The following is a 22,500-nucleotide window of genomic DNA, read 5'->3' as shown; positions in this document are numbered from 1 at the left end:
TTTCTCCAAAGAAACACCTTAGCGAAAACTGATATCACGGAACAACTATGGGATACGCTAACCAGACTTTCAGAAAAAAAAAGCGCCTGATACTATCAAACGCCTTTTATCCATTTTACGAACTCTAGATTTTAGCTTCCGCACATTTCACAGCCCTCTGGATCGTCCAAAGAGCAGGTGATGGCATCTTGCTTTTGTGTTTTTTGGTCTACTACCACAGCTTTTTCAACTTTAGTCTCCAGCGATGCTTTATCCAATGTGAATTTGATAGCAGCTGTCGCAGCCTGTGATCTCAGGTAATACATGCCTGTTTTTAGTCCTTTCTTCCAAGCATAGAAGTGCATAGAGGTCAACTTACCAAAGTTTGGATCTTGCATGAAGATGTTCATACTCTGAGACTGACAGATATAAGCTCCGCGATCTGCAGCCATATCAATGATTACTTTTTGGGAAATTTCCCACACGGTCTTGTAGATATCTTTGATGTTTTGAGGAATGCCCGGTACATTCTGAACAGATCCATTGGTTGAGATCAGACGGTTTCTCATCGTGTCATTCCACATTCCGAGATTGATCAAATCCTTCATCAGGTGTTTGTTTACCATGATGAATTCGCCGGAAAGTGTTCTTCTGGTGTACAGGTTGGAGGTATATGGCTCAAAGCACTCGTTATTTCCCAGAATTTGAGAAGTAGAAGCGGTCGGCATCGGAGCCACCAGCAGCGAATTTCTCATTCCGTATTTCTTCACTTTTTCTTTGAGTCCATCCCAATTGTATCTGCTGGACTTTGGAGTTACACCCCACATGTCAAATTGCAATATGCCCTTGGATGCCGGGCTACCGTCGTAGGTCTCGTAGCTTCCTTGCGTCCTTGCCAATTCCATGGAAGTCTCTACTGCAGCATAATAGATCGTTTCAAAGATATCCTCATTCAAGCCACGAGCTTCGACGGAGTCAAATGGCATTCTCAACATGATGAAAGCATCGGCCAAGCCCTGAATCCCCAATCCAATCGGACGATGTCTGAAGTTGGATCTTCGGGCTTCCTCTACAGGATAGTAGTTGATGTCAATAACTTTGTTGAGGTTTTTGGTCGCCACTTTAGTGATTTCATAGAGCTTATCGTGATCAAAGATCAGCTTGCCATCCGGGCCGGACGTCACAAATTTCGGCAGTGCGATAGAAGCCAGATTACATACCGCTACTTCGTCTGGCGCTGTGTATTCGATGATTTCAGTGCAAAGGTTAGAAGACTTGATAGTCCCCAAATTCTTCTGGTTGGACTTGCCATTTGCAGCGTCTTTGTAAAGCATGTACGGCGTGCCGGTCTCGATCTGAGATTCCAGCACTTCAAACCAAAGCTCTTGCGCTTTGATCGTTTCTCGCGCTTTGCCCTCCCGCTCGTATTTCTCATACAATCGCTCAAATTCTTCCCCGTGGCAATCGGAAAGTCCGGGAGCCTCATTTGGGCAGAATAAAGACCATTCTTCGTTTTGCTCCACCCGCTTCATGAAAAGATCAGGAATCCAAAGTGCGTAAAACAAGTCTCTTGCACGCATTTCTTCTTTTCCGTGATTTCTCTTCAGCTCAAGGAAATCCTTGATATCAGCATGCCATGGCTCCAAGTAGATGGCAAAGCTGCCTTTTCTTTTTCCTCCGCCTTGATCCACATAGCGAGCGGTCATGTCAAAGTTCCTCAGCATCGGCACAATGCCGTTAGATACGCCGTTGGTACCTTTGATGTAGCTGCCTTTGGCTCGTACGTGGTGAATAGAAAGACCAATTCCCCCAGCAGATTGGGAAATTCGGGCACATTGCTTCAGTGTATCGTAGATGCCGTCGATGCTGTCGTCTTTCATCGTGAGGAGAAAGCAGGATGACAGTTGTGGCTTTGGAGTACCGGCGTTGAAAAGTGTCGGAGTCGCGTGGGTAAACCAACGTTCTGAAAGGAGGTTGTATGTTTCGATCGCGGCGTCCATGTCTTCACGGTGGATACCGACGGCCACTCGCATGAGCATGTGCTGAGGTCTCTCCACCACTTTGCCATCGAGTCGGATCAAGTAGCTTTTTTCAAGAGTTTTATAACCGAAATAGTCATAACCAAAATCACGCTTGTAATCAACTGCTTCATCGAGACGCGCGGCGTGTCTCTTGATGATGCCGTACACTTCTGTGTCTAATAATTGCGCATTTTCGCCGGTTTTCGGATTGACGTAGGTATACAGTCTCTTCATGGTGTTTGAAAAGGACTGACTCGTAGTTTTATGTAGGTTAGAAATGGCGATTCTGGCAGCGAGCACGGCGTAGTCCGGATGTCTAACGGTCAAGGATGCACAAACTTCTGCCGCCAGATTATCCAGCTCAGAAGTTGTGACTCCATCGTATAGGCCGTCAATTACCTTCTTGGCCACTTCGATGGGTTGGATAAATTTGGGATCCAACTCATAGCAGAGATTTTCAATCCTGGATGTGATCTTGTCGAACCGTACTGATTCTCTTCTTCCGTCGCGTTTGATTACTAACATAGTGTGATGATTTAGGATTGGATGAAAAGTGGTTAATTAGAAATCTTCCTCGACGGAAAATCTGGAGGAGGACTCGGTTGCATCGGCAGATTTCATTACGCCGGCTTTTTGGTAATCGCCGACTCTTTTTTCAAAGAAATTCGTCTTGCCTTGCAGGGAAATCATATCCATGAAGTCAAACGGATTGGTACTGTTCCACACTTTTTCGCAGTCCAATTCCATCAAAAGGCGATCTGCGACAAACTCGATGTATTGACACATCAGGTCTGCATTCATTCCGATCAGCCTTACCGGCAGCGCATCGGTGACAAACTCCTTTTCGATCGCCACCGCATCCATGATGATTTCACGAACGGTTTCTTTCGGAAGGGGATTTACCACATGCTTGGTGTAAAGGTGGCATGCAAAATCACAGTGCAATCCTTCGTCTCGTGAAATCAGTTCGTTGGAAAACGTGAGGCCTGGCATCAGACCACGCTTCTTTAACCAGAAAATTGAGCAAAAAGATCCTGAGAAGAAGATGCCTTCTACAGCGGCAAACGCAATCAGTCGCTCCTGGAAGTTACCGTTGTCAATCCAGCGAAGCGCCCAATCGGCCTTTTTCTTTACGCAATCGATATGCTCCATGGCATTGAGCAACTTGTCTCTTTCTCCCGCATCCTTGATATAGGTATCAATCAAAAGAGAGTAAGTCTCGGAGTGGATGTTTTCCATCGCGATCTGAAACCCGTAGAAAAACTTCGCCTCCGTATATTGTACTTCAGAGACGAAATGTTCGGCTAAGTTCTCATTGACGATGCCATCACTTGCAGCAAAGAATGCCAAGACGTGAGAAATAAAGTGCCGTTCGCCATCGGTCAGATTTTTCCAGTCGGTCATATCCTGTCCCAAGTCGATTTCTTCCGCAGTCCAAAAACTTGCCTCAGCTTTCTTGTAATACTGCCAGATGTCGTTGTGTTGAATTGGAAAAAGCACAAAGCGACCGTTGTTCTCTTCTAAAATGGGTTCTTGCTGCATCTTACTCTCTGTTATTGATAAAGTTCTTAAAATGGATTGAGGCGGAAATTCCGATTTCAATCAGGTCGGGGGATAGCAAAGGCTGCCTTTTTAGAACAGCCTTTGAACAAATATGGAAAGCAAAAAGCGAAATAAAAATGGTAAAGTGGCGCTTGAAGGGTTTTTATGACTGAAAGTCAAAAAATGAATATAGTGCTATAAATCAATATAGTAATAAACTTTAAGTAAAGTTATTAATTAATCAATTCATCCTTTTTCGAGCATTCTATTAATTTTCAACATTTTGAAAAAAGTTTTCCACACCAAAAACTGACCTGATTTTTGACCTAAGGTCAGAAAATTGGTTCCGCATCGTAAATAATTTGAAATCTGATTTCCAGTCCGTTATCAATTTTAAAGAAAAAAGAACCGGCTTGGAGCTCGGATTCTCAAGTATTGGGGTAGGAGGATTCAGACAGATCTCCAAGAAGTTTCCCTTAAATTCAAAGTTACCTTCACATTTCCAAATCTGATTTTGAAGAATGTTTTTTTGTTCAAAATGACTTTCTTATATTTGCACTCCGATTTTGACAAAGAATCAAAGAATCATGTACGCAATTGTAAACATCGCAGGTAAGCAGTTCAAAGTAACAAAAGATCAGTACGTCTATGCTCCCAAGCTGGACGGTGACGCTGGCGCTTCCGTGGAATTTGACCAAGTTTTGTTGGCTGAAGCTGACGGCTCTGTGTCTGTAGGTGCTCCCCTTCTAGCTGGAGCCAAGGTATCTGGGAAAATCCTGGATCATGTAAAAGGTGACAAGGTGATTGTCTTCAAAAAGAAGCGCCGCAAGGGCTACAAGAAGAAGAACGGTCACAGACAAGACTTCACCAAAGTATTGATCGAAACTATAACACTCTAAGTTTTCCCCAAAGGAAGACATAAACTTATATAACCATGGCACACAAGAAAGGTGTAGGTAGTTCCAGAAACGGTAGAGAATCGCAATCCAAGAGATTGGGTGTGAAGAAATTCGGTGGCGAGGTAGTAATCGCTGGTAACATCATCGTCAGACAGAGAGGCACTAAGCATCACGCTGGTCTCAATGTAGGATTGGGTAAAGATCACACACTGTTTGCGTTGACGCCAGGTGTAGTGACTTTCAAAACCAAAGCTGACGGTAGATCTTATGTAAGCGTTTTGCCAGCAACCGCATAAGGCGAACTGCTTCAAAAAATCAAAGCCTCTTCTTCGGAAGAGGCTTTTTTTTGCCTGTATCTCAAACTGAGAAGATCGACTGGCTGTTGCTGGGCTGAACAAAGAAATATTTTAAAACTCGGACATCAAGGGAATGGCCGCGGAAATTGAATTCGAAAGGTCCCAGAAATGACTCAGGGACCTTTGTTTAGAATAGTCGATAACCTTTGATCTGCTCGACAAACAGTGTAGCGCTGGAAGGCGAGAGAATGAGAATAAAGACGATTCCAAAGATAGCTCCATAGAGATGTGCATCGTGGTTGATGTTGTCTTCGCCTCTTTTTCCTTTCACATAGGAGTAGATCAGAAAAAGAACTCCAAGGACAAATCCCGGCAAACAAACGATGCCGAACAAACAGATATCTGCCAAGGGCATGATAATAATACTGGCAAACACCGTGGCGGCCGTGCCTCCTGAAGCTCCCAGTGCGCGATAGTGGCCGTCGCCTTGGTATTTTTTGTATGTGGGTATATCAGAAATGATTATTCCCAAAAGGTAAAACGCCACAAATAAGATTCCCCCGACCACCGTGCCGAAGCGGTAGCGTAGAAACATTTCCACCACACCTCCGAAGAAGTAAAAGGTAAACATGTTGAACAAGAGGTGGATGTAGTCCTTATGGATGAAACCCGATAGAATGAACCGATCCCATTGTCCGCGTTTTTTGATCTGGTAGGGCATAAACATCCATCGATCCATCATCTCGTGCCGATTGAAAGCCAAGATGCTCGTGATCGCTGTGATCCCGATGATGAGCGTAGTCAGTGTCAATTCCATGGTTTACTTTTCCCGGTGAATCAGGTCTTGGGTGAGGGATTGTAGGGCGTGATAGTATTCTTGATTGGTGAAATGAATGCCCTCCAACTGGGAGAATCCCGCATCAAAAAAGGACTCCATCTTTGAAACAGTCAAAGATTTGATTCCCAATTTCTCATAAAGATTCCGTACTGCGGTTACTTTTTCCACTTTGTCAAACGCCTTCTTTGAAAGCCAATAATTCAACTCCTCCGCATCTTCTCCTTTTGCCAATTCAAGTGCTTTGATCAGCAAGAAAGTTTTCTTGTTGGAAATGATATCTCCACCTACCTGCTTTCCAAACTTCGCCTGATCGGCAAAGATGTCCAACAGGTCGTCTTTCAGCTGAAAACCCACACCGATGTTTACCCCAAAATCATAGAGTCTCTGCCCGTCTTCTTTTTCGGCTCCGGCCAGGATCGCTCCTAGTTGAAGCGCAAGACCCAGCAGTACTGCCGTTTTCAAACGGATCATATTCAGGTATTCGTCTTCGTGGACAGTTTCGTACTTTTCGAAATTCATGTCGTACTGCTGCCCTTCGCAGACTTCAGCAGCCGTTTTGTTGAAGAGGCGCATCACTTCCGGGAGTGACTCCGACGCGGTGCCAAGGAGAAGATCATACGCTCTGATAAGCATCACATCGCCTGAAAGAATGGCCGTGTTGGCGTTCCATTTTTCATGCACCGTCGCCTTGCCTCTTCGCAGCGGAGCCCGATCCATGATGTCATCGTGCATCAGCGTGAAGTTGTGAAATACTTCCACCGCACTGGCTTGGTTCAGGATTTCCTCAGGGTTTTTACCATATAGACCATAAGCCAAAAGAGAGAGAAGCGGTCTGATCCGCTTCCCTCCCAAGCTCATGATGTAACTGATCGGGTCGTAAAGTTCTAGGGGTGATTCTCCGAAACTGTGGGAGGTAATGTGGTCCTCAAGTTTAATTAAAAGCGCGTGAGCGAGGCTTTTTTCTGTCATTGTCTGCAAATTCCAAATCGATTGTTCTTCGGTCTATGTCGGTGTTAACTACCCGCACCATCACTTTGTCGCCCAAAGTGATCATTTTTTTATTCTTGCTGCCGATCAACCGCATATTTCTCTCGTCATATTCGTAGTAGTCATCATCCATATCCTGCACGCGGATCATGCCCTCGCACTTGGTTTCGGTGATTTCCACGAATACTCCCCACTCTGTCACACCGCTGACGATGCCTTCATAGTCCTTCTGCTCAGCCATCGACATGTATTCCACCTGCTTGTACTTGATGGACGCGCGCTCGGCATCGGCCGCACGTTTTTCACGCTCGGAGGAGTGCAGGCATTTTTGTTCCCAAGATTCTGCCTCTGGAGATTTGCCCCCGTCGAGGTAGTGTTCTAAAAGACGGTGTACCATCATGTCAGGATAGCGGCGGATCGGCGAGGTGAAGTGCGTGTAGTGGGCGAAAGCCAATCCAAAGTGTCCCTTTGGTTCGGTGGTGTATTTCGCTTTGGCCATGCTGCGGATTGCGAGCTGCTCGAGGACGTTTTGTTCAGGTTTGCCTTGGATTTCCTCCATCAGCTTGTTCAAGGCAGTTGAGATCTTTTGCACGTTGGTGACGTCCATCTGGTGGCCAAACCGTTTCGCAAAGCCGGAGAAAGTTTCCAATCGATCCAAATCTGGGCTGTCGTGGGTTCGGTATACAAAGGTATCGGTACCGTTGTGTTTCTTGTAAATAAACTCCGCCACATATTTGTTGGCCAGGAGCATAAACTCCTCGATCAGCTTGTGGATGTCTTTACGCTCCTTGACCATCAGGCCGAGGGGCTTGCCGGCTTCGTCCAGTTTGAATTTGACTTCGACGGTTTCAAAATTTACCGCGCCGTGGTCAAACCGCTTCTTGCGGATTTTTTTGGCGATGTCGTTTAGCAAAGTCAGCTCCTCAAAGTAGTCTCCAGATTGCGTATCGATGCATTCCTGTGCTTCCTCGTAGGCATAGCGACGATTGGAGTGGATGACCGTTCTTCCGATCCAGTGCTTGAGTACATGACCGTTTCTATCCATTTCAAAGGTACAGGCAAAAGTCAATTTGTCTTCGTTTGGCCGGAGCGAACAGAGTCCGTTGCTCAGTCGCTCGGGCAGCATTGGGATGGTTCGGTCAACCAGGTAGACTGAAGTTGCCCGGTTGAAGGCTTCTTTTTCCAAAGCGGTCTTTGGTTTGACATAATGGGTCACGTCAGCGATGTGAACGCCGATCTCCAGGTTGCCGTTTTCCAGCTCCCGATAAGAAATCGCGTCATCAAAATCTTTGGCATCTACTGGGTCAATGGTAAATGTCAAAACATCCCTGAAGTCTTCTCTGGCTTTGATCTCTTTGGCGGTGATCTTATCCGAGATTTCGTTTGCCTCGGCCTCAGGTTCTTGCGGATATTCGAAAGGCAGCCCAAATTCCGCCATGATGGAGTGAATCTCCACCTCGTGTAGCCCTGCCTTGCCCAGAACTCGGATGACTTTTCCTGTGGGATTTTTGTCGTCTTCTCTCCATTCAGTGAGTTTGACGATTACTTTTTCATTGTGTTCAGCTCCCATCAGTTCGCCTCGATGCACGAAGATGTCTTTGTGCATTTTCTTGAAGTCGGGAACGACAAAAGCAAAGCGCGGCGAAATCTCCACCCGGCCGACAAATTCATCCCGACTTCTTTCCACGACTTCCAATACCCGGCCTTCAGTTCTGCCTGTTTTTCCTTTGGTAGGAAAAACCATCACGCGGACTTTGTCCCCGTCGAGGGCTTGCTTGAGGTCGGCCTCTTTGACTAAAATATCTCCTCCGACGGCGTCAGGATTGTCTTGTACGATAAAGGCAAATCTCGGATTTACAAAGTCTACGGTGCCAGTGATAAATGCCGGATCCTTGGTCGAGCTGAAATAATTTCGGGAGTTGCGCGAGATGGCACCAGATTCCACCAATTGGTGAAGGACTGGTTCGACACCGCCCTTATTTAACGAGTCACGGATTTCCAGTTTTTTTGTGATCTGTTTAGCGTTGAATTCTTCGCCGAAATGGGCGTCTAAAAATTGGAGGATGCGTCTGGCCAAGTTGGCTGCGTCATTGGAGTGTCCTCCACTTTTTTTATGTTTTGAGTTTTTTCTATCTGGTTTTCTTCCCATGATTTGGGTGATGTTTTTCATGTGTTAATAAATTGATTGTTAGCGGCCATCCCGATCCCGTTGGTTATCGGGAGGAATCTCGCTACCAATCATCCAAGCGTGTGACGTACTCGTCATGCTCGATTTCTAAGGTAAAAAGATTTGGATGCCTTGGGCATCAATCTTCGTGATCTTTTTTTGAATCTTTTGTCTCTACGATTTCTATGGTGAGTTCGTCGGGCTGTGGGTGCATCGCCATGAAAATCCTCGCCGTCACTTCCACGTCGCGAAGGCAATATTTTTTGATTTTTTCCAGGTCGTTTTCGAGGTAATAGGCGGTGTTGACTTGGCTGCCGTCGATGCCTTCTTTGGAGGTGGGGATCCCAAAAACTGCGGCTAACAATTCCAGTCGGGTGTAGTGTTTGTAGTCGCCAAATTTCCAAAGCTCCATGGTATCCAGGTGACGAACCTCCCACGGCTTCTTCCCTGCAATTTGAAGCGGTTCGGGGAGAGGAATTCCCTGAATCAGCATCCTCCGGCAGAGATAGGGGAAATCAAATTCTTTGCCGTTGTGCGCACAAAGCACCCACTTTTTCCTGTTAAGTAAAGCATTCAATTCCAAAAGAAGTTCCCGCTCATTCCCATCAGCGATTATTTTCGATCGATAGACCAGCTTATTGTCCTTCTTTTTGCTCTGAAAAAAACCAACACCTACGCAGATGACTTTTCCAAACTCTGCGTGGATTCCTGCGCGGTCAAAAAACAGCGATCCCGGAGACTCGGTCGGATTTTCGGTTCTGATCAAGCGTTCCTTTTTGATCCATTCCTCTTGAAGCCGTGGATCAAGTTCTTCAAATTTTTCCGTCACGGAGGCGGTTTCGATGTCTAAAAAGAGGATGTCTCCCAATTGCTCAAAAAAATCCGCCATAGGATGAGATTTAAGGGTGAAGTATTCCTTTCAGGCCGATTTCAGGAATCAAGCCCAAGTGGGCAGGGTCGAAGCTGCCTGGAGTAAAGATAAACTTTTTGTCAAAAATCTGATCCAGTATGTAATAGCTCACCCAAAATTCGTTGGTCAGGGCAAAAACGACAGGATCAATCGGTTCCACTTTGGCAATGGATTGCGCTCCCAATTCATCGATCACATGGCGGAGCGTAGCCGTTTGTCGTTTTTCTCCGTCTAGGATGCCATAGCCCTTGGAAGTGACCAAGACGGTATTCAGTTCGATCAGATTGAGATTGATGATGAATACGTTCCATTCCTCACCGGTAGGAGTTTCTTTTTTGGCGATGGCGAGTTTTACTCCGGTTACCGGAGAGAAATCTATGTCTTTTTTCATGGTTGGTAGGGCAGGAATCCCGGGGTAAAAGTTGGGGTGATTTTGTAAGCCAAAGATGGTTTGTGTTCTTCTTCAGTAGTGTTTTCGGTTTTAAAATAGCTCCATTTCAAACAGCTCCACCAAATGTTGTTTCACTCGACTTTTGACTTCCGCTTCATCCACAGGTTTTCCGAGTTCGAGATGAAGGGAAGTGACCGCTTTGTCATCAATGCCGCAGGGGACGATGTGGCCAAAATAATTCAGGTCTACGTTTAGATTGAATGCAAAGCCGTGCATGGTCACCCAGCGACTGGATTTGACGCCCAAAGCGCAGATCTTTCGAGGTCTTTTCTGATCCAAATGATCCAGCCATACTCCGGTTAGTCCATCGATTCTTCCGGCTTCGATTCCATAGTCTGCTAATGTTCGGATGATCGCTTCCTCCAGAAACCGCAAATACTTGTGGATGTCGGTGAAGAAGTTATCCAGATCCAAGATAGGATAGCCTACCAACTGGCCGGGTCCGTGGTAGGTGATGTCTCCTCCACGGTTGATTTTGTAATAGGTGGCGTGGTTGCTTTCCAGTCCTGATTCGTCCAAAAGGAGGTTTTCAGCTTTGCCGCTTTTTCCCAAAGTATACACGTGGGGATGGGTTACAAAAAGCAGGTAGTTGGGGGTAGGAGTCTGGTCTTCGGGAGGCAAGCTCCTGTTTTTGATTTTCAGGCCGACCGTTTCTGCGAAAATCGCCTCCTGATAATCCCAGGCTTCCTGATAATCCATTAGACCTAAGTCTCGGAATTCTACCCTTTTATTGATAATTTCATTCATCTTTTTTCCCTCAGAAAATTGATTTTTAGAACAGCGCAGCATGCTGTGGAATTCTACAATTTTTCAAAATTAAACAATTTTAAAATGGCCGAGCACAATGATACCGGGAGACTCGCCGAGCAACTGGCGGCAGATTGGTTGGTGGGGAGGGGCTACGAACTACTCGATCAAAATTACCGACATGGCTATGCGGAGATCGATTTAATAATGAAGCACAAAGGAATTTTGATCTTTGTAGAGGTGAAATTCCGATCTGGAACTGGCTTTGGTTTTGCGGAGGAATTTGTAGACTCGACGAAAAAGAGGCTGCTTGTGAAAGCTGCTGATTACTATATTTATGAAATAGATTGGAAGAAAGATATCAGATTTGACATCATTGGAGTTTATAGAGACAAAGCCGGTACGGTTAATTTCCGACATTTTGAAGATGCATTTTACTAAAACAAACAAGCAATGAAAAAACTATTTCTAGGCCTTTTCTTGGCCTTCGTGGCCACAGCGACCTTCGCACAGAAAGAAGAAAATAACGACAAAATTATTGCCGACGCCGAGGAAGCCAAGGCAGCTTTTTTGAAAGATGACCCAACTATGGGTGATTTATTCGATTCCGCCTATGGTTATATCATCCTGCCAAATGTCGGTAAAGGAGGTCTTTTGGTGGGTGGAGCAGCGGGAAATGGTGTGGCCTATCAAGGGGGAGTGTTGGTAGGCATGGCGAAAATGACTCAGGTGACCATTGGGTTCCAAGCGGGAGGTCAATCTTATAGCGAAGTGGTGTTTTTCGAAAACCAAGCAGCTTTTGAGCGATTCAAAGAAAACAAAGTTGAAATGTCGGCTCAGGTATCGGCAGTCGCTGCGGCATCCGGTGCATCGGCCAATGCAAAATATGTAGACGGAGTCGCGGTGTTCACTCGAACCAAAGGAGGCTTGATGTATGAAGCCTCTGTCGGTGGCCAACAATTCAAATTTAAGGGCAATTAATCAGGGCTCTTTTCGGTAAATCAGATTTCCGTCCTTATCCCATTCCGCTCGTATATACGGGCGGAATTTTTTTGTATAAGGAGCCTCCTGGTATTGAATTTCCCGCTTGCGGGCCGCCTTAGAATTGTCAGTATCCCAGTATTCCGTCCATAACCCGACCTTTTCGCCGTATTGATACTCCCCAGTGACAGCGATCTGCTGATTATCGTAGAAGTAGTAATAGTTTCCTTCTTCGAGACTGTATTGGATCGGTGTGATTTCTTCGATGGATTGAGCGCCCTGATCATAGTAAGTGATCCGAGATTCCTCAGGCCAGCCTTCGGAATAGTGATTCTTGTCCTGCAGGACGTTTTGATCATCAAAAAGCATCCACGTCCTATGCTTGGTGCCATAATAGAACATACCACTCTCCACCAACGTCTCGTTGACTTTTCGCTCATAGGGCCCATGGAGTAAGTAGCCAACTCCCTTGGCATAGCCGGAGGAATTGATGGTTTTATTTCTGGCGTCGTACCAATACACATCCCGAATGTAGGGATCTGGAGCCTTGGCGATGTCAGTATAGTTGAAGAACTCGTAATAGGTCTGGCCACGCAGTTCTCTGCGGGTATAGCCGCGCTGGGTCTTGATTCCAAACCAGATATTCTTGCGGGCTTTTTTCTTTTTTTCCTTTTTCGCCTCTTTTTCTTTGTCCTCATCAAAGAGCAAAAGGGGGGCAACAGAGGGTAAGAGCACTGAGTTGACTACACCTGTTGAGTCCGGATCGGATTTTTTCTCGGATTCATCTTTTTGGGCAAAAGCGAATTTGACCGAGAGAGACATTGCAATCAGAAAAACGGGAAATATTCTGTTCATTGAAAGAAAAACGGCAGAATTGGCAAACTATTTTGATCAAAAATAACATTTCAAGATCAAATCGACGGGATTGTTTAGAATTTATAATCTTCTGGCTATTTTTGAGGAATTTGTAATAAACCTGTTGAAAAAATGAATTCTATTCTTTCGGATCGTATCCTGAATATGGAGGAATCAGCCACCCTGGCCATGGCAAAGAAGGCTCGGGAACTGAAGTCTCAAGGTATTGACATTATTGGTTTGAGTTTGGGGGAGCCAGATTTCAAAACACCCAAACATATCCAGGAAGCTGCCAAGGCAGCGATCGACGAAGGGAAATACTTCGCCTATCCTCCGGTAGCCGGATACCAGGATCTGAGAGAAGCTATCGCCAAAAAGCTTCGCGAGGAAAACTCCATCGAGCAGGCCAAAGCCGAAAATATTGTCGTATCAGTAGGAGCGAAGCACTCCATCGCCAATACGTTCATGTGTATTCTCAACGAAGGTGATGAAGTAGTGATCTTCTCCCCTTATTGGGTTAGCTATGCGGAGATCATCAAACTCTGCGGAGGTGTACCAGTGCTGATCGAGGGAACTCTGGAAAACAATTTCAAAGCAACTGCGGCTCAACTGGAAGCGGCGATCACGCCAAAAACAAAAGCAGTGATCTACTCTTCTCCATGTAATCCAACCGGTTCTGTTTTCTCGAAGGAAGAACTCGAAGCTATAGCAGACGTGGTGAAACAGCATGAAAACATCATCGTCGTTGCAGATGAGATCTATGAACTGATCAATTTCGAGGGCAAAAATTACAGCATCTCTTCGTTCCCGGATATGTTTGAGCGGACGGTCACCGTCAATGGTTTCTCAAAGGGCTACGCGATGACCGGCTGGAGAGTCGGCTATATCTGCGCACCCCTGGAGATCTCCAAGGCAGTAGAGAAAATGCAGGGACAGTTCACCTCCGGCAATACCGGCATCGCGCAGCGTGCGGCACTGGCTGGAATCTCCGGTGATCAGGCTCCTTCTCATGAAATGACCAAGGCTTACTTTAAGCGACGCGCTTTGGTGTTGGACTTGTTGAGAGATATTCCAGGAATCAAAACACACGTTCCGCAGGGAGCCTTCTATTTCTTCCCGGATGTGACCGCCTTCTTTGGCAAGTCAGCGCACGGACAGACTGTCAACACAGCGGATGATCTTTGCCTTTATTTACTATCTGTTGCCAATGTATCGCTCGTCACCGGCGGCGCTTTTGGTGCTCCAAACTGCGTGAGATTGTCCTATGCCGCTTCTGAGGAAGATTTGGTGGAGGCACTAAAGCGAATCAAAAAAGCATTGGGTGAGCTAGCCTGATCGCCTTGAAATAAATTCTTAGCCCCGCCGAAAGCCGGGGCTATTTTTTTGCCTTGACAGAAAGGCTTAATTTTGAATAAACACTCAATTTATGGCTGAAGTACTTGTAATTACACCGGTGAAAAATTCCATCGAAACAACCCTGGATACCGCAAGAGCTATAGCGGCCTCAGACGCTTCGGTTCGCCATGTGATTTTCAACGACTTCAGTTCCGCGGAGACCAGAGCCGCTTTGGAAGCAAATAAGTCCCAGATTGGCTATGAATTGATTCATATCGAAGACCTCACGGATCACCCCTCTCCCAATTATAAGCTGGTTTTGCAGCTTGCTCAAAAGATGGCTTTGGAAAATACATTGCCATTTTTGGTGGTCGAGTCAGATGTAGTACTCAAGACGGACACGATATCCAGTCTTTTATCTTTCCAGAAAATTAGTAAAAAATCCGGGTTGGTGGGGTCGGTGACCGTGGATGATAAGGGGACTGTAAACTTTCCCTACCTGAAATTCAAAGGACATAAAGAGCCGGTCATTAATACCAATCGTAGTCTGAGTTTTTGCTGCACGCTTTTCTCTGTGGAGTTTTTGCGCAGCTTTGACTTCAAAGGTTTGGATGAAGCCAAGGATTGGTACGATACGTTTATTTCCAAAAAATCCATTGAGTTGGGCTTTGAAAATACTGTCCTGATGAACGCACCGGTATGGCATCGTCCGCATGCAAGCCGTCCTTGGAAGCAATTGAAATACACGAATCCGTTGAAATATTACTTTTTGAAATTCTGGAAGGGCTTGGATAAGATCTGATCAAAGTAGGCGCAACAGTTTCATCAGCTTATTGTAAGGTCGGGACCAAGTGCGCTGAATGCGCAGTGGGCCGTTGAGTTCTCGTTCGAAAAAATCCGCATGCTTCTTATTGAGGTAGTCTATTCGATCACGCTTTTTTTGAATCGTACCGGTTCTTTTTCGTTTGCTCGTGGTAGTGAGGCGATAGTAGAATCCAACGAATGGGAGCTGCACTACTTCGCCTCCGTTCTTTAGCATTTTGATCCAAAACTCCCAATCTTCCCTTCCCATTTTCATGTCCTCTGAAAAGCCTCCTACTGCCTCTGCATCCTTTTTCCAAATAAAGGCTGCCGAGAAAATCATGTTGTCCTTAGCCAATTGATGTCTGCTGAAGGGTTTCAGATGCCACTTTTTCTGTCCCTCCTCATTGAATTTTACTGCTTGACAATAGACCACTTTGACCTCTTGACGTGTGGTAAGAACTTTCACGGCTTCCTCCATGTAGACGGGAGCAATCAGGTCGTCACCATCTAGTGGGAGTATTATCTCTCCTTTGGCATTTGATATCCCATTATTTCTGGCCACTGATACACCGCCGTTTGGTTGATCCAATACGCGGACTTCAGGAAATTCCTCGGCTAGTTTTCGGGCGATTCCGAGGGAGTCGTCTTTAGATCCGTCGTTGATGATCAGGAGCTCTATGGGCCGATAGGTGGATTTGAGGGCATTTTCCACGGTTTCTCTCAGGTATTTTGATTGATTGTAGCAGGGCACAACGACCGATACCAGTAGACTAGGCATAGAGAGGGAATTAATTTGATCCGAAAGGTATTGAATTTATTAATTCTTGATCCTATGTGGGATTCTTTTAAAAATCGTTGAAAAAGATTGCTTTTGTAATTTTTAGATCAGAAAAATCCAAAAAATCATTTGTTTTATTTTAAGGATGTTCTAATTTTATCCTCGGTGATTAACAACTTTTCTTTATCTTCTTTTTCAAAAATGAGATTCTTAGGAATCCATTTTTCGAACTCAGAATAGTTTTGAAGGAACCCTGGCTAGCGTCAGGGTTCTTTTTGTTTATATTGAGTTTTCATAAACTGATTATTCGCTTTTTTTCCAACCGTGGGCGCATTCTTCCGAAGCACCGGCCAGCTGAGCAGAGAAGATCACTAGCCAATGTAACTGGGTTTTAAAGTCTCCACCTACCACAACATATCTGGAAACCTACTATGAGACAAATTTGCTGCCTGTTGCTCCTTTTATTTTTTACACAAATTCCAAATATCTTGTTTGCCCAGATCAGGGGCTTGGATACTGCCTATATCGAACCACAGTCTGAAAAGATGATTTTGAGGACATACGTATCGAAAAAATATACTGCGATTAACTATGGAGATCCAGTCGGTGTGTATGAACCTAATAGTGGGCTAAATCTTGGGGTCGGAGTTACGTATCAAAAGTTTACGCTGAATATGGCTTTTCCGGTTTCGTTTTTGAACCAGGACCGACAGGAAGACTGGCCAAAATTTTTGGATCTTCAAGCGCACATTTATCCCCAAAGCTGGGTAATTGATCTTTTTGGACAGTTTTACAACGGGTATCTAATCAAAGACTATAGAGGCTCTGGAGAAGATTACCTTCGGCGAGACATTAAAGTCGTGAAACTTGGCGTCGGTGCCAGTTACATCTTCAATGGCGAGAAGATTTCTTTGGAAGCGGCCTTTCACCAGTCTGCAATTCAGAAGAAGTCCGCTTTCTCTACTATGGCCGGTTTTGAGGTTTATCGTGTCAGAATCAGTGGCGACTCTTTGGTGATTCCCCAGGACCTTGCGATTCCTGGTAATTATACCCGAGCGGATTTCTATCAGGTCGGGCCGAGTGGGGGGGTGGTAGGAACTTTGGTTTTGGGGAAGGGATTTTTCCTCACCGGTGCAGCCTCAGCAAATGTGGGATTGGGATTTTCGAAAGCCGATCAAGACAAAGAAACGACCAAGTTTGAAGTGACGCCAGGGTATTTTCTGAGAGGATTTGCCGGATACAATGGCAATCGGTTTTCGATCAATGGCAGCTATGTATACAAGCATCTCGATCTTGCCAAACAACAGGATGTCACACATTCGGCCAACACCGGAAACTATCGTATCAATTTGGTCTATAAGATAAGTCCAGGCCCCAAACTCGTGAAAACCTATACCAAGCTTAATCCTCTGAATATCCTCCGACGGCTATTAGAGTGAAAGCATTTACCTGATTCAAAGCTTTTATTTTTAGCTTTGGGAAAGGAAAAATCTACTTATCCCCATGACTGACGCATTCGGCATCCGACAATCTTTACAAAAAATCGGAGTGCAATCCGAAAATCTTGGCTCGTCAACTGGCTTGAATTGGCTAGATTCTGGAGCGAGCTACCTTTCGTCTTTTTCTCCTGCCGACGGGAAGTTGATCGCTAAAGTACAGCCAACCAACCCTGAGACATATGAAGCAATAATTGCGCAGTCTCAGGCGGCTTTTGAAAAATGGAAAACCGTTCCCGCTCCTCAGCGTGGAGAAATAGTGCGTGAAATTGGCAATGCACTCAGGGAAGTAAAAGCTGATCTGGGTAAGCTGGTCTCCTATGAGATGGGTAAATCCTACCAAGAGGGGCTGGGCGAAGTGCAGGAGATGATCGATATCTGTGATTTCGCAGTGGGACTTTCCCGCCAACTGTACGGGTTGACCATGCATTCTGAACGCCCGGGACATCGGATGTACGAGCAGTGGCATCCCTTGGGGATCGTCGGGATTATCTCAGCGTTCAATTTCCCCGTGGCGGTTTGGTCTTGGAATGCGGCTTTGGCTTGGGTTTGTGGGGATGTTTGCGTGTGGAAGCCTTCCGAAAAAGCACCGCTGTCGGCCGTCGCCTGTCAACACATCGCAGCAAAGGTTTTTGCTGAGCATGGAATGCCGGAGGGTATTTCAAACCTCATTGTTGGAGATTATAAAGTAGGCGAGCTGATGTCTCATGACCCAAGAGTTTCTTTGGTTTCTGCCACTGGTTCTACCCGGATGGGCAAACTGGTTGCTAAGGCTGTGGGAGAAAGACTCGGAAGGTCGCTCTTGGAACTAGGAGGAAACAATGCTATCATCATCACTGAAAATGCAGATATGGACATTGCGATCCGGGGAGCACTTTTTGGTGCTGTCGGTACAGCAGGACAAAGATGCACGACGACACGGCGCTTGATCATTCAGGAGAATGTCTATGAAGAAGTAAAAACCAGATTGGCTTCTGCCTATTCCAAACTGGTGATTGGGAATCCGCTTGATGAAAAAAACCATGTTGGTCCGTTGATTGACGAAGGAGCGGTTGAATCCTATTTGACGGCAATCGAAAAAGTAAAAACTGCCGGAGGAAAAGAAGTCGTACCGGGCGGAGTCGTTTCAGGAGAAGGATATGAGTCGGGCTGCTACGTGAAGCCCGCGATCTTTGAAGCGGAAAACCATTTTGAGATCGTCCAGCACGAGACTTTTGCTCCGATCCTCTATCTGATTAAATACAAGACGCTCCCTGAGGCTATTGCCCTCCAAAATGGAGTTCCGCAAGGGCTTTCTTCAGCGATCATGACCACGAATATGCGGGAAGCGGAAGCTTTCCTTGCAGCAACAGGATCGGATTGTGGGATTGCCAATGTCAATATCGGAACTTCCGGAGCGGAAATCGGTGGCGCTTTCGGAGGAGAAAAAGAAACTGGTGGTGGACGCGAATCAGGATCAGATGCCTGGAGAGCCTACATGCGCCGTCAAACCAACACAATCAATTACTCTACCTCGCTGCCTTTAGCGCAGGGGATCAAGTTTGATATTTGAAAAGTATCAAGACACAAGACGCTAGTATCAAGAAAAAGAGCCAAGAGTCGAGTGCCCAGACTTCTCCTACGGACCAGTCATCTCGACGATAGGAGAGATCTGATCATTAGTACCACTCCATATTGTGAGATTTCTCCCTGTGGTCGAAATGACTACTCCCCATAACAGGATTTCTCCCGATGGTCGAAATGACGCGACTGCTTACTGAACACAGATTTACTCTTTCTCCTCCATCAGCAGCGTTTTCATCTCCTGAAGTTTGGATTGTTCCTGTTCGGAAAGTGAAGGATAAACCAGTTCCAATTCATCCATGGCATGAATGATGGCTGAAGCGACGGCGATTCTGGCGTAAGGCTTGTTGTCTGCGGGAATTACATACCAAGGGCTGTCTTTGGTGGATGTCTGCTGGATCGCATCTTCGTAGGCTTTCATGTAGTGATTCCAATAGCCTCGTTCTTTTACGTCTCCAGAGCTGAATTTCCAGTTTTTATCCGGCTCATTGATTCGCTCCAGGAAACGCTGCTTCTGCTCCTCTTTGGAGACATTGAGGAAGATTTTGATCACCTTCGTACCGTTGCGGTGAAGGTACTTTTCGAAGTTCCGGATGTCTTCCAGGCGTTGATCCCAGATTTTTTTTGTGATGAGTTTTTCGGGAAGTTTCTGATGTTTCAAAATCTCCTCGTGTACCCGTACGACCAATACTTCCTCGTAATAGGAGCGGTTGAAGATTCCGATTTTCCCGCGCCCAGGCAGTTCTTTGGTACATCTCCAGAGAAAATCATGATCCAGTTCCTCGGAATTTGGAGCCTTGAATGAGGTGACGTGACAACCTTGGGGATTGATGCCGGAGAGCACATGCTTTATCGCTCCATCTTTGCCGGCCGCATCCATGGCTTGGAATACTACCAATACAGACCATTTGTCTTGGGCATAGAGCACCTCTTGTAGCTCCGCCAGGATATCGACTCCCTGTTGCAACGCCTCCTTGAATATCGGCTTATCTTCCGGTCCAAAAGTCTTTTTGGGATCAGTAGAGAAATCTTTGAGTTTGAAATCTTTGCCGTTGCCTACGCAATAGCGATTGGAGATTTTTTTAGCCCGTTTGATCAGCTCAGAGTCACTCATTTTTCGAAGTGACTTTGCTGTAAGATTTTTGTCGTTTGCCATGTAGTTTTAAATTAGGAGAAATAGAAGTCTAATCCACGCTTCAGGATTTTGCTTCATCTGGGTCTGACCGTTGGCTTTCTGAGCCAAAGCCAGGAAAAAGATACAGTGAAAAATTGGAAATATTTCCTACCTTCTTTTTTGGGTATATTCGAAAAAATGAAACAGTGGATTTAAAAAGTTCGATTCGATAAGCTATGAAAAAGTTATTAGTTGCCACAGGTGGCGGAGACTGTCCAGGTCTCAATGCCGTGATCAGAGGGATTGTAAAGCGCGCCTCCAGAGAAGCGGGTTGGGAAGTGTGGGGGAGTTTCGAGGCGCTCAACGGCTTGATGGAAGAGCCTACCCGATTGGTCAGGCTGGATGGAAAAGCCGTCTCCGGGATCCATGTCAAAGGCGGAACTATCCTCGGCACGACCAATAAGGGCACCCCGATGAGCTATCCCGAAAAGCAACCTGATGGAAGCGTGAAATTGGTCAATCGGATTCCTTGGTTGGTGGACAGATTGAAGGAAAAAGGATTTGATGCGGTGGTCAATATTGGTGGAGACGGGTCACAGGCAATTTCCCAGGCGATGTTTGAGGCAGGGATGCCTGTGGTCGGAGTGCCAAAGACAATTGACAACGATTTGAATTCAACGGATTTTACGTTCGGTTTTCAGACTGCTGTTCAGACAGCGTCTGACTCCTTTGATCGGTTGGTGACGACTGCCAGTAGCCATCATCGGGTGATGATCATGGAAGTGATGGGAAGAGATGCAGGATGGATTGCGCTATATACCGCCATCGCGGGAGGCGCGGAGATTTGCCTGATCCCTGAGATTCCCTATGATCTGCAGGCAGTGGTAGCCAAGCTCAACGGCCGCTATATCAAAGGGAGAGGTTTTGCCAATATTGTGATCGCTGAGGGAGCCATGGCAAAAGACGGAACCGTCACAGCCGGCAAAGGAGAAGAGGGGAGACATGCGGTCCGGCTGGGAGGAGTTTGCTACACGCTAAGTCAGCAGCTAAAGGATGCCGGTCTCAAGGCGGATATCCGGGAGACGGTACTCGGGCATACCCAGCGTGGAGGAACTCCGATTGCCTATGACAGGGTGATCGCTTCTGTCTTTGGGGTGAAAGCAATGGAGCTGGTCTTGGCGGGGCATTTCGGGCAATTGGTCGTGCTCAAAAACAACGTATACACGTCGGTCACCATCAAAGAAGCCATCAGCGCCTATAATTTGGTAGATCCAAATGGAACCTTGGTGCAGGCGGCCAAAGGGCTGGGCATTTACTTCGGAGATTGAGTTGCATTTCAAATTGATCCTGAGTTTGCTTCCTTTACGTTGACAAGAAATCTCAAATTTTAGACTTCAAATTTCAATAAACCCCACCGGTATGACCTTTTCCTCTTTCAATACAAAGAAGCTGCAATCTACACTTCTGCTGCTATTTTGTCTCAGTCTTATCAATCCATCCTTAGGGCAGATCCCGAAGCAATATCTGGATATCTCTGTTTCGCCCGACCATCAAGATTGGACCTATAGGCTGGGAGAAAAGGTAGAGTTTGTCGTTTCCGTGACTCAATCCGGGCGAGCGGTTCCTGTGGAAAATGTTCGTTTTTTTGTCCAAGAGGAAAAGATGAATCCGATCAAGGAAGGCCCGCTTCAGCTGAAAGAAGGAAAGGCTATGATCTCCGCAGAGGGAATGGAAAAGCCGGGATTTCTCCGATGTGAGGTATTTGCAACGGTCGACGGAAAAGAATATAGAGGTTTGGGCACTGCGGCTTTCGAGCCGGAGATGATCAAACCGACGACGAAAATGCCGGAAGATTTTGACGCCTTTTGGAGTGCAGGGAAGGAAGAGCTTGCAAAAGTTCCGATGGATCCCAAGATGATCCATCAGCCAGAGCGTAGCACTGAGCAGGTGGATGTATATCATGTCAATTTTCAAAATATCAAAAATAGCCGAATCTATGGTGTCTTGACTGTGCCAAAAGGCGAGGGTAAATTCCCGGCGATCTTGCAGGTGCCCGGCGCGGGCATCCGGCCTTATTCCGGTGATTTGGGGAAAGCAGCGAGAGGAGCGATTACGCTACAGATCGGTATTCATGGCATTCCGATCGATTTGGCACCTGAAGTCTACAGTAACCTTGCAAGCGGCGGGTTAAATGGATATTGGAATTTTAACCTGTCGGACAAAGACATTTATTATTACAAGCGCGTCTATCTGGGTTGCATCAGAGCGGTGGACTTTTTGGTTACTTTGCCTCAATTTGACGGACAAAACCTCGGGATTCAGGGGGGAAGTCAAGGGGGAGCTTTGGCGATCATCACTGCGGCTTTGGATCCCCGAATCAAATTTCTTTCCTCCATGTATCCAGCTCTGAGCGATATGACCGGGTATCTCAACGGAAGAGCAGGCGGTTGGCCCCATATTTTTGCAGGCAACAATCTCGCCTACTATAACTATCCTGAAGCGATCGAAACCCTCAGCTATTACGACGTGGTGAATTTTGCGCGAATCCTCAAAACCCCCGGATTTTACAGCTGGGGTTTTAATGACGATACCTGTCCTCCGACATCCTTCTACTCCGCATTCAATGAGATCAGGGCTCCAAAAGAAGTTTTTGTGGTTCCGGAAACCGGACACTGGACCTATCCCGAGCAGGGTAAGAAATCGGAGGATTATCTTTTTGAAAAGCTGAAGAAATGAA

At 46.1% G+C, this 22,500-nt stretch carries 21 protein-coding genes; 10 read left to right on the top strand and 11 right to left on the bottom strand.

Going from position 1 to position 22,500, the window contains the following annotated elements; genetic code table 11:
* Positions 1-131: 131 nt before the first annotated feature.
* Complete coding sequence (locus tag ABD031_RS16855) at positions 132-2,525, bottom strand: ribonucleoside-diphosphate reductase subunit alpha (protein ID WP_343853598.1); 2,394 nt, start codon at positions 2,523-2,525, stop codon at positions 132-134.
* Between the two features lie 36 nt (positions 2,526-2,561).
* Entirely contained in the window at positions 2,562-3,542 is a 981-nt protein-coding gene (locus tag ABD031_RS16850; protein WP_343853596.1) for a ribonucleotide-diphosphate reductase subunit beta, read from the bottom strand.
* Positions 3,543-4,129: 587 nt separating this feature from the next.
* Here ABD031_RS16850 and rplU point away from each other — a divergent pair.
* Both rplU and rpmA read left to right on the top strand, forming a co-directional pair.
* Entirely contained in the window at positions 4,130-4,441 is a 312-nt protein-coding gene (rplU, locus tag ABD031_RS16845; RefSeq protein ID WP_026967738.1) for a 50S ribosomal protein L21, read from the top strand.
* Positions 4,442-4,476: 35 nt separating this feature from the next.
* The gene (gene rpmA, locus ABD031_RS16840) at positions 4,477-4,737 is read left to right on the top strand and encodes a 50S ribosomal protein L27 (RefSeq protein ID WP_343853592.1); all 261 of its coding nucleotides are present in this window, start codon (positions 4,477-4,479) and stop codon (positions 4,735-4,737) included.
* A 187-nt stretch (positions 4,738-4,924) separates the two neighbouring features.
* Here rpmA and ABD031_RS16835 read toward each other — a convergent pair whose 3' ends face one another.
* The 6 genes from ABD031_RS16835 to lipB all read right to left on the bottom strand — a co-directional run bounded on the left by ABD031_RS16835 (position 4,925) and on the right by lipB (position 10,837).
* On the bottom strand, positions 4,925-5,554 hold the full coding sequence (locus ABD031_RS16835) for a rhomboid family intramembrane serine protease (RefSeq protein WP_343853591.1): 630 nt from the start codon (positions 5,552-5,554) through the stop codon (positions 4,925-4,927).
* Positions 5,555-5,557: 3 nt separating this feature from the next.
* The gene (locus tag ABD031_RS16830) at positions 5,558-6,544 is read right to left on the bottom strand and encodes a polyprenyl synthetase family protein (protein ID WP_343853589.1); all 987 of its coding nucleotides are present in this window, start codon (positions 6,542-6,544) and stop codon (positions 5,558-5,560) included.
* On the bottom strand, positions 6,507-8,711 hold the full coding sequence (gene rnr / locus ABD031_RS16825; RefSeq protein WP_343853602.1) for a ribonuclease R: 2,205 nt from the start codon (positions 8,709-8,711) through the stop codon (positions 6,507-6,509). Before rnr ends, ABD031_RS16830 begins: the two co-directional genes overlap by 38 nt.
* A 157-nt stretch (positions 8,712-8,868) precedes the next feature.
* Entirely contained in the window at positions 8,869-9,618 is a 750-nt protein-coding gene (locus ABD031_RS16820) for a 3'-5' exonuclease (RefSeq protein WP_343853586.1), read from the bottom strand.
* A gap of 10 nt (positions 9,619-9,628) precedes the next feature.
* The gene (locus tag ABD031_RS16815) at positions 9,629-10,030 is read right to left on the bottom strand and encodes a hypothetical protein (protein ID WP_343853584.1); all 402 of its coding nucleotides are present in this window, start codon (positions 10,028-10,030) and stop codon (positions 9,629-9,631) included.
* A 90-nt stretch (positions 10,031-10,120) separates the two neighbouring features.
* On the bottom strand, positions 10,121-10,837 hold the full coding sequence (gene lipB / locus ABD031_RS16810) for a lipoyl(octanoyl) transferase LipB (protein ID WP_343853582.1): 717 nt from the start codon (positions 10,835-10,837) through the stop codon (positions 10,121-10,123).
* 84 nt (positions 10,838-10,921) lie between these two features.
* Here lipB and ABD031_RS16805 point away from each other — a divergent pair, with 84 nt between their 5' ends.
* Positions 10,922-11,278 carry a YraN family protein gene (locus ABD031_RS16805; protein ID WP_343853580.1) on the top strand — a complete coding sequence of 119 codons (357 nt, stop codon included), beginning with the start codon at positions 10,922-10,924 and terminating at the stop codon, positions 11,276-11,278.
* 12 nt (positions 11,279-11,290) lie between these two features.
* Positions 11,291-11,818, top strand: coding sequence for a lipid-binding SYLF domain-containing protein (locus ABD031_RS16800; RefSeq protein ID WP_343853578.1), 528 nt, complete (start codon positions 11,291-11,293; stop codon positions 11,816-11,818).
* Here the strand turns inward: ABD031_RS16800 and ABD031_RS16795 are convergent, their stop codons facing one another.
* A complete protein-coding gene (locus ABD031_RS16795; RefSeq protein ID WP_343853576.1) occupies positions 11,819-12,673 on the bottom strand; it encodes a toxin-antitoxin system YwqK family antitoxin in 855 nt (284 codons plus the stop codon).
* Positions 12,674-12,805: 132 nt separating this feature from the next.
* Here ABD031_RS16795 and ABD031_RS16790 point away from each other — a divergent pair, with 132 nt between their 5' ends.
* Both ABD031_RS16790 and ABD031_RS16785 read left to right on the top strand, forming a co-directional pair.
* Entirely contained in the window at positions 12,806-14,008 is a 1,203-nt protein-coding gene (locus ABD031_RS16790; RefSeq protein ID WP_343853574.1) for a pyridoxal phosphate-dependent aminotransferase, read from the top strand.
* Positions 14,009-14,099: 91 nt separating this feature from the next.
* Positions 14,100-14,810, top strand: coding sequence for a glycosyltransferase family A protein (locus ABD031_RS16785; protein ID WP_343853572.1), 711 nt, complete (start codon positions 14,100-14,102; stop codon positions 14,808-14,810).
* Here ABD031_RS16785 and ABD031_RS16780 read toward each other — a convergent pair whose 3' ends face one another.
* Entirely contained in the window at positions 14,811-15,590 is a 780-nt protein-coding gene (locus tag ABD031_RS16780; protein WP_343853569.1) for a glycosyltransferase family 2 protein, read from the bottom strand.
* Between the two features lie 452 nt (positions 15,591-16,042).
* Here ABD031_RS16780 and ABD031_RS16775 point away from each other — a divergent pair, with 452 nt between their 5' ends.
* The gene (locus ABD031_RS16775; RefSeq protein WP_343853566.1) at positions 16,043-17,029 is read left to right on the top strand and encodes a DUF4421 domain-containing protein; all 987 of its coding nucleotides are present in this window, start codon (positions 16,043-16,045) and stop codon (positions 17,027-17,029) included.
* 64 nt (positions 17,030-17,093) lie between these two features.
* Entirely contained in the window at positions 17,094-18,638 is a 1,545-nt protein-coding gene (gene amaB / locus ABD031_RS16770) for an L-piperidine-6-carboxylate dehydrogenase (RefSeq protein ID WP_343853564.1), read from the top strand.
* 216 nt (positions 18,639-18,854) lie between these two features.
* On the opposite strand, the gene ABD031_RS16765 is transcribed toward amaB, so the two are convergent.
* Complete coding sequence (locus ABD031_RS16765) at positions 18,855-19,763, bottom strand: polyphosphate kinase 2 family protein (protein WP_343853562.1); 909 nt, start codon at positions 19,761-19,763, stop codon at positions 18,855-18,857.
* A gap of 236 nt (positions 19,764-19,999) precedes the next feature.
* Between ABD031_RS16765 and ABD031_RS16760 the strand changes: the two genes are divergently transcribed.
* Complete coding sequence (locus ABD031_RS16760; protein ID WP_343853560.1) at positions 20,000-21,091, top strand: 6-phosphofructokinase; 1,092 nt, start codon at positions 20,000-20,002, stop codon at positions 21,089-21,091.
* 91 nt (positions 21,092-21,182) lie between these two features.
* Positions 21,183-22,499 carry an acetylxylan esterase gene (locus ABD031_RS16755; RefSeq protein WP_343853558.1) on the top strand — a complete coding sequence of 439 codons (1,317 nt, stop codon included), beginning with the start codon at positions 21,183-21,185 and terminating at the stop codon, positions 22,497-22,499.
* The last annotated feature ends 1 nt before the right edge of the window (position 22,500 follow it).

This window comes from Algoriphagus jejuensis (assembly GCF_039523455.1).
Taxonomy (GTDB): Bacteria; Bacteroidota; Bacteroidia; order Cytophagales; family Cyclobacteriaceae; genus Algoriphagus; species Algoriphagus jejuensis.
The sequence above is the reverse complement of the archived record's forward strand: the minus strand, read 5'-3'. Positions and strand labels throughout refer to the sequence as shown.

Coding starts and splice junctions, on each gene's coding strand:
- ABD031_RS16800 (WP_343853578.1), top strand. CDS start 11,291: ATGAAAAAACTATTTCTAGGCCTTTTCTTGGCCTTCGTGGCCACAGCG.
- rpmA (WP_343853592.1), top strand. CDS start 4,477: ATGGCACACAAGAAAGGTGTAGGTAGTTCCAGAAACGGTAGAGAATCG.
- lipB (WP_343853582.1), bottom strand. CDS start 10,837: ATGAATGAAATTATCAATAAAAGGGTAGAATTCCGAGACTTAGGTCTA.
- amaB (WP_343853564.1), top strand. CDS start 17,094: ATGACTGACGCATTCGGCATCCGACAATCTTTACAAAAAATCGGAGTG.
- ABD031_RS16785 (WP_343853572.1), top strand. CDS start 14,100: ATGGCTGAAGTACTTGTAATTACACCGGTGAAAAATTCCATCGAAACA.
- rplU (WP_026967738.1), top strand. CDS start 4,130: ATGTACGCAATTGTAAACATCGCAGGTAAGCAGTTCAAAGTAACAAAA.
- ABD031_RS16765 (WP_343853562.1), bottom strand. CDS start 19,763: ATGAGTGACTCTGAGCTGATCAAACGGGCTAAAAAAATCTCCAATCGC.
- ABD031_RS16755 (WP_343853558.1), top strand. CDS start 21,183: ATGACCTTTTCCTCTTTCAATACAAAGAAGCTGCAATCTACACTTCTG.
- ABD031_RS16805 (WP_343853580.1), top strand. CDS start 10,922: ATGGCCGAGCACAATGATACCGGGAGACTCGCCGAGCAACTGGCGGCA.
- ABD031_RS16855 (WP_343853598.1), bottom strand. CDS start 2,525: ATGTTAGTAATCAAACGCGACGGAAGAAGAGAATCAGTACGGTTCGAC.
- ABD031_RS16780 (WP_343853569.1), bottom strand. CDS start 15,590: ATGCCTAGTCTACTGGTATCGGTCGTTGTGCCCTGCTACAATCAATCA.
- rnr (WP_343853602.1), bottom strand. CDS start 8,711: ATGGGAAGAAAACCAGATAGAAAAAACTCAAAACATAAAAAAAGTGGA.
- ABD031_RS16790 (WP_343853574.1), top strand. CDS start 12,806: ATGAATTCTATTCTTTCGGATCGTATCCTGAATATGGAGGAATCAGCC.
- ABD031_RS16760 (WP_343853560.1), top strand. CDS start 20,000: ATGAAAAAGTTATTAGTTGCCACAGGTGGCGGAGACTGTCCAGGTCTC.
- ABD031_RS16830 (WP_343853589.1), bottom strand. CDS start 6,544: ATGACAGAAAAAAGCCTCGCTCACGCGCTTTTAATTAAACTTGAGGAC.
- ABD031_RS16820 (WP_343853586.1), bottom strand. CDS start 9,618: ATGGCGGATTTTTTTGAGCAATTGGGAGACATCCTCTTTTTAGACATC.
- ABD031_RS16850 (WP_343853596.1), bottom strand. CDS start 3,542: ATGCAGCAAGAACCCATTTTAGAAGAGAACAACGGTCGCTTTGTGCTT.
- ABD031_RS16795 (WP_343853576.1), bottom strand. CDS start 12,673: ATGAACAGAATATTTCCCGTTTTTCTGATTGCAATGTCTCTCTCGGTC.
- ABD031_RS16835 (WP_343853591.1), bottom strand. CDS start 5,554: ATGGAATTGACACTGACTACGCTCATCATCGGGATCACAGCGATCACG.
- ABD031_RS16815 (WP_343853584.1), bottom strand. CDS start 10,030: ATGAAAAAAGACATAGATTTCTCTCCGGTAACCGGAGTAAAACTCGCC.